This is a genomic window from Helcococcus sp. KG196, from assembly GCF_046035495.1.
Taxonomy (GTDB): domain Bacteria; phylum Bacillota; class Clostridia; order Tissierellales; family Peptoniphilaceae; genus Helcococcus; species Helcococcus ovis.
In genome coordinates, this window is sequence record NZ_JBFNFI010000019.1 from 1 (window position 1) to 13,534 (window position 13,534).

At 24.6% G+C, this 13,534-nt stretch carries 14 protein-coding genes; 12 read left to right on the forward strand and 2 right to left on the reverse strand.

Features of this window, described 5'->3' with window-relative positions; all coding sequences use genetic code 11:
* From ABGF45_RS07435 to ABGF45_RS07450, 4 genes are all read left to right on the forward strand, one after another.
* The coding region (locus ABGF45_RS07435; RefSeq protein WP_408112813.1) for an MFS transporter at nucleotides 1–970 on the forward strand (970 nt) is incomplete at its 5' end.
* 46 nt (nucleotides 971–1,016) lie between these two features.
* The gene (locus tag ABGF45_RS07440) at nucleotides 1,017–1,706 is read left to right on the forward strand and encodes an MgtC/SapB family protein (RefSeq protein ID WP_134711811.1); all 690 of its coding nucleotides are present in this window, start codon (nucleotides 1,017–1,019) and stop codon (nucleotides 1,704–1,706) included.
* An 888-nt stretch (nucleotides 1,707–2,594) separates the two neighbouring features.
* Nucleotides 2,595–3,194, forward strand: a complete 600-nt coding sequence (locus ABGF45_RS07445; RefSeq protein WP_134744098.1) for a hypothetical protein — start codon at nucleotides 2,595–2,597, stop codon at nucleotides 3,192–3,194.
* A complete protein-coding gene (locus ABGF45_RS07450) occupies nucleotides 3,191–3,592 on the forward strand; it encodes a hypothetical protein (protein ID WP_134744097.1) in 402 nt (133 codons plus the stop codon). Before ABGF45_RS07445 ends, ABGF45_RS07450 begins: the two co-directional genes overlap by 4 nt.
* Before the next feature lie 92 nt (nucleotides 3,593–3,684).
* Here ABGF45_RS07450 and ABGF45_RS07455 read toward each other — a convergent pair whose 3' ends face one another.
* Both ABGF45_RS07455 and ABGF45_RS07460 read right to left on the reverse strand, forming a co-directional pair.
* A complete protein-coding gene (locus ABGF45_RS07455; protein ID WP_134744096.1) occupies nucleotides 3,685–4,293 on the reverse strand; it encodes a response regulator transcription factor in 609 nt (202 codons plus the stop codon).
* Entirely contained in the window at nucleotides 4,286–5,347 is a 1,062-nt protein-coding gene (locus ABGF45_RS07460; RefSeq protein ID WP_167620358.1) for a sensor histidine kinase, read from the reverse strand. The genes ABGF45_RS07455 and ABGF45_RS07460 overlap by 8 nt, the downstream gene beginning before the upstream one ends.
* A 91-nt stretch (nucleotides 5,348–5,438) precedes the next feature.
* Here ABGF45_RS07460 and ABGF45_RS07465 point away from each other — a divergent pair, with 91 nt between their 5' ends.
* The 8 genes from ABGF45_RS07465 (at nucleotide 5,439) to ABGF45_RS07500 (ending at nucleotide 13,525) form a co-directional block, all read left to right on the forward strand.
* Nucleotides 5,439–6,374 (forward strand): ABC transporter ATP-binding protein, encoded by a 936-nt coding sequence (locus ABGF45_RS07465; protein ID WP_134711806.1) that lies wholly within the window; start codon nucleotides 5,439–5,441, stop codon nucleotides 6,372–6,374.
* Nucleotides 6,374–7,435, forward strand: a complete 1,062-nt coding sequence (locus ABGF45_RS07470; protein ID WP_134744094.1) for an ABC transporter permease — start codon at nucleotides 6,374–6,376, stop codon at nucleotides 7,433–7,435. The genes ABGF45_RS07465 and ABGF45_RS07470 overlap by 1 nt, the downstream gene beginning before the upstream one ends.
* Nucleotides 7,422–8,543, forward strand: coding sequence for an ABC transporter permease (locus ABGF45_RS07475; protein WP_134711804.1), 1,122 nt, complete (start codon nucleotides 7,422–7,424; stop codon nucleotides 8,541–8,543). Before ABGF45_RS07470 ends, ABGF45_RS07475 begins: the two co-directional genes overlap by 14 nt.
* Before the next feature lie 47 nt (nucleotides 8,544–8,590).
* Nucleotides 8,591–8,983, forward strand: a complete 393-nt coding sequence (locus ABGF45_RS07480; RefSeq protein ID WP_134744093.1) for a hypothetical protein — start codon at nucleotides 8,591–8,593, stop codon at nucleotides 8,981–8,983.
* A 150-nt stretch (nucleotides 8,984–9,133) separates the two neighbouring features.
* Complete coding sequence (gene nrdD / locus ABGF45_RS07485; protein WP_134744092.1) at nucleotides 9,134–11,278, forward strand: anaerobic ribonucleoside-triphosphate reductase; 2,145 nt, start codon at nucleotides 9,134–9,136, stop codon at nucleotides 11,276–11,278.
* Nucleotides 11,275–11,781: an anaerobic ribonucleoside-triphosphate reductase activating protein gene (nrdG, locus tag ABGF45_RS07490; RefSeq protein ID WP_134711801.1), complete on the forward strand. Its 507-nt coding sequence runs from the start codon at nucleotides 11,275–11,277 to the stop codon at nucleotides 11,779–11,781. The genes nrdD and nrdG overlap by 4 nt, the downstream gene beginning before the upstream one ends.
* Before the next feature lie 118 nt (nucleotides 11,782–11,899).
* Complete coding sequence (locus ABGF45_RS07495; protein ID WP_134744091.1) at nucleotides 11,900–12,805, forward strand: hypothetical protein; 906 nt, start codon at nucleotides 11,900–11,902, stop codon at nucleotides 12,803–12,805.
* Between the two features lie 168 nt (nucleotides 12,806–12,973).
* Nucleotides 12,974–13,525 (forward strand): DNA-3-methyladenine glycosylase I, encoded by a 552-nt coding sequence (locus ABGF45_RS07500; protein ID WP_134711799.1) that lies wholly within the window; start codon nucleotides 12,974–12,976, stop codon nucleotides 13,523–13,525.
* Nucleotides 13,526–13,534: the final 9 nt, after the last annotated feature.

Sequence of the window (13,534 nt, forward strand, 5' to 3'; positions counted from 1 at the left end):
AGATTTTATATGTTTTATTGCATGCTTGTTAGCGGCATTTATTTCAAATAATAATTTGATGTTATATACATTGGTAATTGTAAATATTATATTAGCAGTTTCAAGCTCCTTTTCAAGAATTGCTAATAAATCATTTATTAGTGAAATTGTTGAAAAGGATGAAATTGTAAATTATAATTCAAAATTAGAAGTTACAACTAAAGTAATTAGTGTTTGTTCGCCAATATTTTCATTTATTGTAATACAATTTACAAGTCTTAGAGTTATATTACTGATAGATGCTATAAGTTTTTTACTTTCATTTATTTGTATAAAGATGATAAAAATTGAAGAAATTAAATATCAAATCAGCTCAAAAACAGGGACTGATTTAAAATCTGTCTTAAGTGATATATGGGAAGGGATTATTTTTGTATACAATGAAAAAGAAATTTTATTACTTTTAATATTAGCATCATTGATAAATTTTATGTTTGCCGGATTTGCATACATTCTTCCTTATTCGGATAAATTATTTTCAATAAATGGAGCTTTTGCGACAATGCTAAGTTTAGGAGCTTTAGGAAGTATTTTAGCTGCATTTATTTCCGGCAAGATTAAATCATCTATCAGAAATTTACATTTAAGTTTAATTTTAAGCGGATCTGGAGTAGTGCTGATAGGATTATACAAATTTATTAATTTTCCAATAATCATATTTTTATTTGGAAATTTTTTAGTAGAATTTTTTATGACAATTTTTAATATACATTATTTAAGTCAAATACAAATTAAAGTTCCGAATGAAATGATGGGAAGAGTATTTTCATGTGTATTTACGGTGGCTATTATTTTAATGCCTTTAGGAACGTTTACATTATCTAAAATATCAGGAAGTATCGATTTGCTAACATTTTTAATTTTGGGAATTTTAGTAATGTTAATATCTATTATTTCAATGACATATTCAAAAGTAAAGTTTGGAAAATAGTTTCAAAATGTTATAATATTTATATATTATAACAGGAGAGAACACAATGGATAGATTGACAATAAATGATATTTTTATAAGATTAATTTTATCAATGATATTTTCCGGACTTATCGGACTTGAAAGAGAAAAAAGCCACAGAAGTGCTGGACTAAAAACTCATATTTTGGTTGGTATGGGGGCAGCGACAATATCCTTGATTCAGGTAAATACAATTGCGTTTGTATCTAGTTTAAGTAAAGATTTAAATGTTAGTATAGATGCTGTTAGATTAATAGCACAGGTGGTTAGTGGCATAGGTTTTTTAGGTGCAGGTACAATAATAGTTACTAAAAGAAGTGTTACAGGATTAACTACAGCTGCATCAATATGGTGTGTATCAGCCGTTGGCTTAGCATTTGGAATGGGATATTATGTAATTGGTGTTTTTAGTGGGCTATTAATATTAATAGTGTTGATCTTTTTTAAGAGAATAATTGTAATCCATGGAACACAAGAATTTACTATTAAATATTTATCGAATAAAAATACTACTGAAGAAATTATTAACGCGATAAAAAGTTTTGACCCAAAATTTGAAATAATAGGAATGAATACATCTACAGAAAATAATCAATTATATACAACACATGTATATAGAATAAATACAAAAAAGTCAATCTCATTTTCGGACTTAGCATATAAATTATCTAATTTAGAAAATATTGTAAGTATTGAATTTGGTGAGTTTGATTAAGACCTAAAAATAGATATTTTAATCCAATCTAAAAAAATTTATTAATTAGAAATGACCCTAAAAAGCTGGATCTAGAGACCAATTTTTTAGAGGTCTTTTTTTGTGACAAAATATAATACAGATACTCTTCATATGAGGCAATTCTTTTTGATATTTTTGTAAAAAGAAATGCCGTTATTCTTCATATGAGGCAATTCCTTTTGGAGATTTTGTAAAAAGAATTACCTTTTTTCTTTATATATGGCAATTCCTTTTGATATTTTTGAAAAAAGAATTGCCAATATTCTTTATATGAGGTATTTTAGCTTTTGTTGTGGGCAGAAAAAAATTGTTTATTTTCAGATACAATAAAATTTAAGAGAAAATCAAAAGAACCTATGAATCTAATGTGATTTATAGGCTATTTTGTTATGGGTACTGATTATTTGACGCTTACGTTTATTCAAATATTAAACCATAATTTGAAATCGATTGATGCACACAAAAAAATAATTTATAATTTAAAAAAAGAAATAATGGAGGTGTTTCCAATGTTTAATATTAATGGAATTTAATATTATTAGAAAACGAAGTTATATATTATATATAGATTTGTTTTATCTAGTAGAGATTATGAATTATATTACAAATTTAAGGTAGGTAGAGGAATAAATATCATTAATAATGATAATCAAGAAAGAACTTTATTTCCAATATATTTAAATAATAAAATAGTTTCAACTTTTTTAGTTTCAACTTTTGAAGGAGAAACTAGTGGAATTTATTCTAAAGCATATTCCGAACAATTAGACAAGTTAAAATATTTTACTAATATAAATAATCCTTTGATTTTAACAACTTTTGATTATGATTTGTGGGGAATAATAGGTAAAAGAGCTTATAGCTTAAATGAACAAAAAAATATTATTTATAATAAAAAAAATAAATACTAATGAATTAGTAATTTTGAATGGTAATGATAATATTAAGTACGATAAAAATTTTGTTTCTTTGAGAACTCCCTCAGGGTATGTGTTAAATTTTGATATAAAATATATTCAGCCTTCTGGTAAAAGTAGATGTTATTCTTATGCTTTATCTAATATACTATATAATTTAGGATACAATTGGCATACTCCAGAAACAATATCTTCTTATTTTAATTATGAAGATGGAGTATCATTTAAGGAATTGTCAAGTTATTTAAATAATTACAACTTTTCTAATGACGCAAAGGACTCAGGATATTTATTTAAAGGAGAGGTTATAGAACAAATATATTATAAGAATAGTTATATTCTTATAGGAGGTACTAATACATCTTCTAAAGGTCAACATGCATTAGTAATTTTTGGGTATAACAACACCAATAATACATATTCTTTTTGGAATCCATGGTATAATTTTACACAATATATGGATATGGATTCTAAATTGATAAATACAAAAAGTTCTACTGTATACAAATGGAATGCAGGGTATATTAAAAATATAGGTAAAATAAAATGAAAATTAAAAATATATTAATAATGTTTATATTTATGACTATAGTTCTTGTTGGATGTAATAGAAATTATAAATTTGGTATGGATATTAAAGATTATTCTAATATAATATCTATTGAGTCTGAAGGAGCTAGAGTAAAAAAAGATATTTTATCAAAAGACTTTAAGGATAAAGTTCAAAAATTGATAAATAATTTAAATGAGAGCAATTTTGAAAAAGTGAGTTACGAATCATTAAAAGGAAACAGTCCGACTATAATATTTGATAATTTTACTTTTGAAGTTTCAAAAAAGCATATAAGAATTATAAAAGAAGATAATAAATATCAGTATAATTCAAAGGTAAAGGTAGATTCATTAATAGAATTACACAATTTGTTAAATGATGAGTTGGGAATATAGTAAAATGGTTGAGAGAATTAGAAGTCTGAATTTATGACTTCTAATTTTCATTTTTTTAATAATAAAAATATTTATTTTTAATATAATTTTACTTATTTATTGTTCAAATAATAAATAGCAAGCTGAGTTCTATCTCTTAAATTCAATTTATCTAATATTGTAGAAAGATAATTTCTTACAGTTCCTTGACTTAAAAATAATTTTTCTGCAATCTCTTTATTATTTAATCCTTCAGCAACTAACTTAATTATTTCCATTTCTTTTTGATTGATATTTTCAAGGATTACATCAGTTTTTTTACGAACTGATAAGTTTTGAACAACTTCATTATCGAATACGATGTTTCCACTTAATACAGTTTCAATACTTGGAAGTAAAGATGAAAAGTTGTCTTTTAGAATATAGCCCTTTACACCATTTGAGATTGCACGAGTTATGTATTCTTCGTCCTTAAAAGTAGTTAAAAGCAATATTTTTGCATCAGGGTATTTTTCTAAGATTTTTTCACTAGTTTCTATACCGTTTTGCTCCTTCATTCTTATATCCATAAGGATTATATCAGGATGAGTTTTTTCAAATAGATTAAAACCATCTACACCATTATAAGCTATTCCGGATACTTCATAACCTTTAGATTCTAAAATGATTTTAAGAGAATCACATATTAATTTATCATCATCTATAAGTATAATTTTAGTCATTTATTTTCTCCATTAAAGTAATGTGGATATTAAATCCGTTATTGTATGAAATATTTAAATTTCCATTATAAAAATCTACAATCTCTTTTATTGAAATTAAGCCAATTCCTTTTTTTATGTTTGTTATATCTACAAATTCACTTCCATTATCTGAAATGTTTATCGATATGTATTTTTTATTATTAACAATGCTTATTCGCATAAAATCGGAATTTGAGTATTTTAATGCATTTGTTATAGCTTCTTTAACAATTGAAATTATATCAAATTTTAAGTTCATATTTAAGTTTTCACAATTTAATATATTAATTTTATTATTTTTAAATCGTGAATTTTCAAGTAATTCCATGATTTTTTTCTCTAAATCAATACTTTGATTTTTCAAGTTATGTAGAGCTTCTCTAATTTCATTCATACCCGTCTTTAAATTATTTTGCAATGAATTTAATTGTTTTGTAACATTTTCATTTGATGATATTACTTTAATTGCTTCTATTTGTATTATGCTTGCTGAAATAGTGTGTCCTATTGATTCATGTAAAGTTTTAGCAATTCTTTCTCTTTCATGAATAATTGAAATTTGCTTATTACGTTCAGATTTTTTCAATAAATTTAATTTTTCTTTTCTTAAAATTATATTTTGTTCTGCGAATTCATCCCTAGTTTTCATATATTTTGAATATGCATCTTCAAAATTTATATTTTGAATAAATAAATAATATGAAAATCCAATTATTACATATATCTTAAAATCAAATATACAAATGGTTAAAGAAAGTAAAAGTAATAATTTATTGTTAAATACTTCAAATAAGTTAAAAATTAAAATTGGTAAAAAATACAAAGTATTAATATTGTAAAACGAATATGTTAAAAATATTGCAAGTACAAAGATTTTAGCAATTTTGTTGTTAAATAATATAATGAGAAAATTTAATGAAATAGTAGTTAATAATAAAATAATGAAACTATTATTTAATGTAAAAATTTTAAAAGTAAATAATATAAAAATTATTGAACTTAAGATTAAAAAATTATCGATTAGTTTTTTCATAAAATCTCCGTACATTTGTCATATTATTTAATTACATTTTTTACTTATATAAATGCATCTCATATGTTATTTTATCATTAGGAGGTAAAAAATGATAATAAAAGTTGAAAATTTAGTTAAAAGATATGAAGATTTTGTTGCTTTAGACCATTTTAATTTAGATGTAAAACAAGGTCAAATACTTGGATTATTAGGACCAAACGGTTCTGGAAAAACTACTTTAATTAACACTATTTTAGGATTGCTTAAATATGATAAAGGCGAAATAAAGGTGTTTAGTGAAGAGTTAAAAGATAATAGTTATGATATAAAAAGAAAAATTGGTGTAGTACCTCAAGAATTAGCATTTTTAGATGAACTTACGGTTGAAGATAATATTTCATATTTTTGTGGGCTTTATATAAATGAAGCGAAAAAATTAAAAGAATATGTGAATGAAGCAATAAACTTTGTCGGTTTAGAAAAATTCAGAAAATTTTATCCAAAAAAATTATCAGTTGGATTAAAAAGAAGGTTGAATATAGCATGTGGAATTGCTCATAAACCTACATTACTATTTTTAGATGAACCTACGGTTGCTGTGGATGCACAAAGTAGAAATTTTATTTTACATAATATTAAAAAATTAAATGAAAATGGGGCAACAATAATTTACACAAGTCATTATTTAGATGAAGTGGATCAAATTTGTGATGAAATTGTAATTATTGATAAAGGTAAATCAATTGTAAAAGGGGCAAGTGCTGAATTAAAACATATGATTTCAATTAAGGAAAAAGTAACGATAGTATTTGATAAAGATTATGAAAATATTCAAATGGAATTGGAAAATTTAGCATGGGTAAGCAATGTAGAGATGATTTCAAAGAATAAATATCAAATTTCTTTTTCGAAATTAGAAAATAATTTAGTAAATATTATTAATTATATTAATGAAAAAAAATATGGATATTTGGAATTATTTAATGAATTGCCATCATTAAATGATGTATTTCTTGAACTTACCGGTAAGGAGTTGAGAGAATAATGAAAAATTTTATGCACAACTTAAGGTATTTATTAAAATCGGTTATCATAGATAAGGATATTTTATTTTGGATAATTTTTTATCCGATAATTTTATCATCATTTTTTTATTTTTCATTAAGTGGAAAAGAGTTGACATCAAAAATAAATGTTGGTTTAGATTCTAAAAATCAGTATAGCTTTATTTTTAAGAAGGCTAATATTTTTAATTTAGTTAGTGTAAAAAAAGGTGATGAAAATTTATTTTTGAAAAATAATACAATAGATGCGTTTATAGATGAAAAACTCAATATTAAAACAAGTTCAAATGCTATAAATTATACTTTTAAGGTTAATGTAGTTGAATCAGTTGTAAGACAAATTAAGGAAATGCAAAATTTAAGCATTCCTATTGAAAAATATGACTTTAATATAAATTATTTTTCAAATCGAGACGCGGAGGTAAGTCCTATAAAATTTTTTATGTATTCAATAGTTTCTATGTATATGATTTATGGATATTTTATGACTTTACACTTGTATTCTTTTTATCAAGCCAATTTATCTGATTTTGGTGCCAGGGTAAGAGTGTCTCCTATTAGTAAGTTTAGTAAATTATTTGTACCATTTGTTATTGGATTTATAGTTAATATGTTTTCAAATATATTGTTAATCTTTGTAATTACATATATTTATGGCATATCAATTATACAAAATATTCCATACACTATAATTATTTTGATAGTTTCAAATATCTTAGGATTGTCTTTAGGAGCATTAATTTCAGTTACAAATAAATTAAGCTTAAATGTAAAGACTATTTTAGGTGTTGGATTTTCTTTGTTTTTATCCTTTTTAACAGGTATGATGAATAATAAAATGAAAGCAATAATTGAAGGAGTTGTGCCATATATTTCAAAAATTAATCCGGTTGCATTAGGAATGGATGCACTTTATGGTATAAACGTGCTGAATGATACAAAGATAATATATGAAAATGTTACAATAATGTTGATAGCCTCTTTAGTTATATTATCAATTTCATTTTTATTTATAAATAGGGGGCGTTATGAAAGTATTTAGATCATATCTAAAAGTTGCATTAAAATATAAAGTTATATTAATTTCATATATTGCCATATTTACTTTTATGACATTGATTTATTCAAAGACTGGTGATGAAAATATAACTTTAATTAGGTTAAGTATTGGAGTAAATGATCTTTCAAACTCTCAATATTCTAAGGATTTTATAAAATATTTGTCAATAAAAAATAATGTGAAACTAGATAAATTTGATGAAAAAACAGCAAAAAAACATTTATTTATTAGTAAATATGATGTAGCAATAATAATAAATTCGGACTTTGAAAAAAATATTTTGTCTAAAAAAGAAGCAATTACTCTTTTATCAGCTCCTAAAAATCATTTCGGAGTTTTGATTAAAAATGAAGCAAATAAGTTCATGATTTATGCGAATGCTTCAGCGGAAGATGGTAAACTTAATACCTCTAAAGTATTAGAAATGCTTAAGGATACCAATGTTAATATTAAAAATTATGGAGAAAATCAAAATAAGTCAAATGATTTATGGTTATCAATATATTTTAAGATGGCTGCATTTATATGTTTCACAGTTGTATTTTCAATAATTTCACTAAGTATGAATTCATTTATGAAAACTAATATTATGCAAAGATTAAAAATTTCCGCAAAAAGTGATGCTAGGTTTATATTTGAAACATCACTTGGGCAAATTTTAGTTTCGATAATTGCATTTATACCGATAATATTAATTCCATTTTTATTTATCGGAAAAGAATATTTATCAAAAGGATTACCATATATTTTTAACTTGTATTTATTGATTTTTCCGGCAATTGGATTTTCAAATCTTTTGATTTCAATAACAAATAAAGTTCAAGTAATAAATGCTATAAACCAAATACTAGGAATGGGATTTGCATTCTTATCAGGAATAATGATTCCAAGAGAATTTTTAAGTTTAGGGATTATTAATTTTTCAAAAATATTTCCATATTATTACTATTTGAATATAATTGATATGATTTATAAAAAAACATTTACCTTATTAAATGCATGGCAAGAAATATTGATTTTATTATTATTTGCTATTACTTCAATATTGTTTGCTATTTTAATAAGAAAGAAGAGAAATGTTATTAAATAATTTTTAATTAATAACTTTGATGATATAATAAAAAAAAGGAGTTATTAATGAAAGAAAACAAAAAATTAAATAGTATAAGCGTATTTTTATATTCATTTGCATTAGTGTTATTTGAGATATTATTATTGGATTTAGCTGTTACCCCAATACCAATCAATTTGTACAAAATGAGAGTAACAGTTGGTATATTATTAATATTTTTAATGATATCGGGGATTACAGTGTTATATATGTCAGATAAATTTAAAAAATTAAAAGAGAAAATATTTGATAATAAAATTAATAAAATTGCTTTAGTTGTTGGAGTATTGACGTTAGTTATAGTTTTTATGACAAAATTAAACTATTATTTGTTTAGTTTATCAATTTTTATAGTCATATTGCTAATATTTTTAATGTTCATTTTAGGTTGGATAATAGAAAAATATTACAAAAATTAAATTAATTATGGTTTTAAATAAAAAAATTAGTAAAACGTGTATTTTACTAGTTTTTTATTTTTAAATTACAAAGAGTTAAACACAAAGTATTGTATTTAAAATATATTTGTAGTACTATATGTAGTAGAAAAGTAAAAAAAGGAGGTCGGTTTGGAAGTAATAAAAAGAAATGGATTAATTGATAAATTCGATAAAGAAAAGATTATTATTGCTATTGAAAAAGCTATGAATTCATTCACAGGAATTTATGAAGAAGGGCTTGCTCTTAAAATTGCTAATGAAATCGAAGAAATTGCAAGTAAAATGGAAAAACCTATGACTATTCATAGTATTGAAGATGAAGTTTATTATCGATTGATAAAATACAATAATTTAGCAACCGCTAAAGCTTATGAAAGCTATAGATCAGTTCAAGAATTTAAGCGAAAAATGAATACGATAGATAAAGATGTAATGGGAATTTTAAATAAATCAAATGAAGAAGTTATTAATGAAAATTCCAATAAAGATGCAAAAATTGTAAGTACTCAAAGGGATTTAATAGCTGGTGAAGTTTCTAAAGATATTGCCAGAAGAAAATTAATACCGGCAGACATATTGTTGGCTCATGATACGGGGGCAATTCATTTTCATGATATGGATTACATAATGCAGCCAATGTTTAATTGCTGTTTAATAAATTTAAAAGATATGCTTACAAATGGAACAGTTGTAAACGGGAAAAAAATAGATACACCAAAAAGCTTTCAAGTTGCATGTACAGTTACGACACAAATAATTGCACAGGTTGCAAGTGGACAATATGGAGGTCAAAGTATTAATGGTATAGATACTATTCTTGCTCCATTTGTTAGAAAATCATTTAATAAATATCTTGAATTAGTAAAAGAAGAACAACAAGAAATTTATGGCATAAAATTGGATATGGAAAAAGCTGAAAAAGTTGCTTGGAAAAGAACAAGAAAAGAAGTAAAAGATGGCATTCAAACTATCCAATATCAAATAAACACACTTATGACTACTAATGGACAAGCTCCATTTGTAACTTTATTTATGCACTTTTTACCAGAATATAAATATGAAAAAGAGGCCGCATTAATACAAGAAGAAATATTAAAACAAAGATTGCAAGGAATAAAAAATGAAGCTGATGTTTATGTAACTCCAGCATTTCCTAAATTAATATACGTTTTAGATGAACATAATGTTAATGAAAATTCAAAGTATTATTATTTAACTAAACTTGCAGCAAAATGTACAGCGAAAAGAATGTATCCTGATTATGTTTCTGCGAAAAAAATGAAAGAACTATATGAAGGAAATGTTTTTGGACCGATGGGTTGTAGATCATTTTTAAGCCCATGGAAAGATAAAGATGGAAATTATCAATTTGATGGAAGATTTAATATGGGAGTAGTAAGCTTAAATCTGCCACAAATAGCTATACTTTCAAATCATAATGAAGAAAAATTTTTTGAAATTTTAGAAAAAAGATTAGAACTTGCTAAAAGAGCATTGCTTTTAAGATATGAATTATTAAAAGGAGCAACATCTGATGTTTCACCAATACATTGGCAATATGGAGCAATTGCAAGACTTAAAAAAGGTGAAAAAATTGATGCGTATTTAGAAAATGGATATGCAACAATTTCATTAGGGTATATAGGTGTTTACGAAGCGACTAAGTTGATTACAGGAAAATCTCATACAAAAGAGGGGGAAAACTTTGCAGTTAAAGTTGTAACAAAATTAAGAGAAGCTTGTGATAAATGGAAAAAAGAAACTAAATTAGGTTTTGCTTTATATGGAACACCGGCAGAAAGTTTAACTAACAGATTTTGTAAAATTGATAGAGCAAGATTTGGAATTATTGAAGATGTTACTGATAAAGGTTATTATATAAATTCGTATCATGTTGATGTTAGAGAACACATTTCAGTATTTGATAAATTTGAATTTGAATCACAATTCCAAAAACTTTCAACTGGTGGTATGATTTCATATGCAGAAATTCCAAATATGACAAATAATATTGAAGCAGTTGAAACTTTGGTTAGATTTATCTATGACCACATTATGTACGCTGAATTTAATACAAAATCTGACTATTGTCATGAATGTGGATTTGACGGTGAAATCTTTGTAAATGTAGATGGTGAATGGGAGTGTCCAAATTGCGGAAATAAAAATAAAGATAAACTTACAGTAATTAGAAGAACATGTGGCTATCTTGGCGAAAACTTCTGGAATGAAGGAAGAACAAAAGAAATAAATGCAAGGGTGCTACATATATGATAGAGTATGGAAATTATGGGCAAATTAGAAAATATGATGTAGCAAATGGATTTGGTATACGTGTTACAATATTTTGTACAGGCTGCACGCATAAATGTCCGGGGTGTTTTAATGAACTTTATCAAGATCCTAATTATGGAAATAAATGGACTGAAAAAGAAACAGAACTTGTATTAGAATATATGAAGGATCCAGCAGTAAAAGGATTAACCCTTTTAGGAGGAGAGCCATTTCAAAATACATGGCTAATAGAGGTGATTAGAAGAGTAAAAAAAGAAACCGGAAAACATATTTGGGCATACTCCGGATATATTTATGAAAAATTGATAGAAGATTCAAAAAGATTGGAGATGTTGAAAGAGTGTGATATTCTTGTTGATGGACCATTTATACAAGAACTGAAAGATTTAAGATTGAAGTTTAGAGGTTCCTCAAATCAAAGAGTAATAGATGTGCAAGAAACTCTAAGAACCGGAAAAGTTAAAATTTTGGATATAGATTAAAATAAAAATTGGCAATACATTTTAGTGAAATGTATTGATATCAAAAAATTGAACATAGAACAAACTTGAAGGAAGTTAGTTAAAATTATTTAATAAAAATTATAATTTGGAGATTAAGATGAAAAATTTTGAAAAAAAACTAAAGTATGTTATGAGAAAATTGAGTAAGGGACTATATTTCGGGATGTTAGCCTTTGTAATTTTTTTTAGTTCAAATAATTCTATTACTATGGCTTCAGATAGAGGTAATAATAGTACTAAAAATATATTAAATAGTTCTCAACCAACTATTTCTGAAAGAAGAATTGAAAGAAATAAAAATGTTGTAACGATGTCAGAATTTAATGACGGAGATTATATATACCTGAGATTGAATGGGAAAATTGATTATGCATTTAAGGTTAAAAATAATTTCATAGTGTATGGTAAAATTTCTGAGATATATGCAAATGAATTTTTTGATGGAAAGTTGTTTTTTTATTATGATAAAAATACTAAGATGATTAAAATTATAATAGAAAAATACGCAGATTATCAAAGTATATATATTAGTGATAAAAAAGATTTTAAAAATGGATTATTGATTAATTTAAAAGAAGAAATTTCCTCTGAAAATGTAAAAGGAGATAAAGTTGAAAAACCAGAAAATAAATCTGAAAAACCAGAAAATAAATCTGAAAAATCAGAAAATAAATCTGAAAAACCAGAAAATAAATCTGAAAAACTAGAAAATAAATCTGAAAAACTAGAAAATAAATCTGAAAAATCAGAAAATAAATCTGAAAAACCAGAAAATAAATCTGAAAAACTAGAAAATAAATCTAAAAAACCAGAAAATAAATCTGAAAATGTACAAATACCTGCGCCAAAGAAACATCAAAAACAAACACTAAGTTATAATCAACAACAAAAATCATCTAATAATCAAAATCCAAACACAAGCGATATAGGGGTTATGACAACTGCAATGACTGCGATAGTAGCAGGGACAGCATTAGTTGCAACAAAAAATAAAAAAGATTAATAAAAAATAAAATAAGTTGTTGTAAAATGGCGAAAGTTGTTTTACGACAATTTTTTATTATTCTAATAATTTGTAGTAAATCTTTTATATTTTAAATTTCATATATTATAATTAAATTGTTAGTAATTGTTTATATCATAAAAAATAAAAGAAGGAAATAGATAAAAAATGAAAAGATGTTTATGGGCAGAAACAAATGAAAAAATGAGGTATTATCACGATAATGTATGGGGAAAACCTGTCAGAGATGATAGACAGATGTTTAGAATGCTTGTGCTTGAAATGTTTCAATCAGGACTTTCATGGAATACTATTCTACAAAGAGAAGAATTTTTTGATGAAGAATTTGAAAACTTTGAAATTGAAAAAGTTGCAAATTTTTCTGAAGAAAAGATAGATAATATTCTTACAAATGGAAAAATAATAAGACATAGAAATAAAATTTTATCTGTAATTAATAATGCAAATGCAGTATTGAAAATTCAAAAAAAATATGGCTCTTTTTCCAAGTTTATCTGGAGATATGTTTTTGATACTCCTGTTATAAATCCATGGAAATATCCGAAAGAAGTTCCCTCAAAAAATATCTTATCCAATAAAATATGTGAGGACTTGAAAAAAGAAGGTTTTAAATTTATTGGAAGTACTACGATTTACTCTTTTTTGCAGGCAACAGGAGTTATTAACGACCATTTAATTTCTTGTGATTTTAAGTATTAAGAATAATAA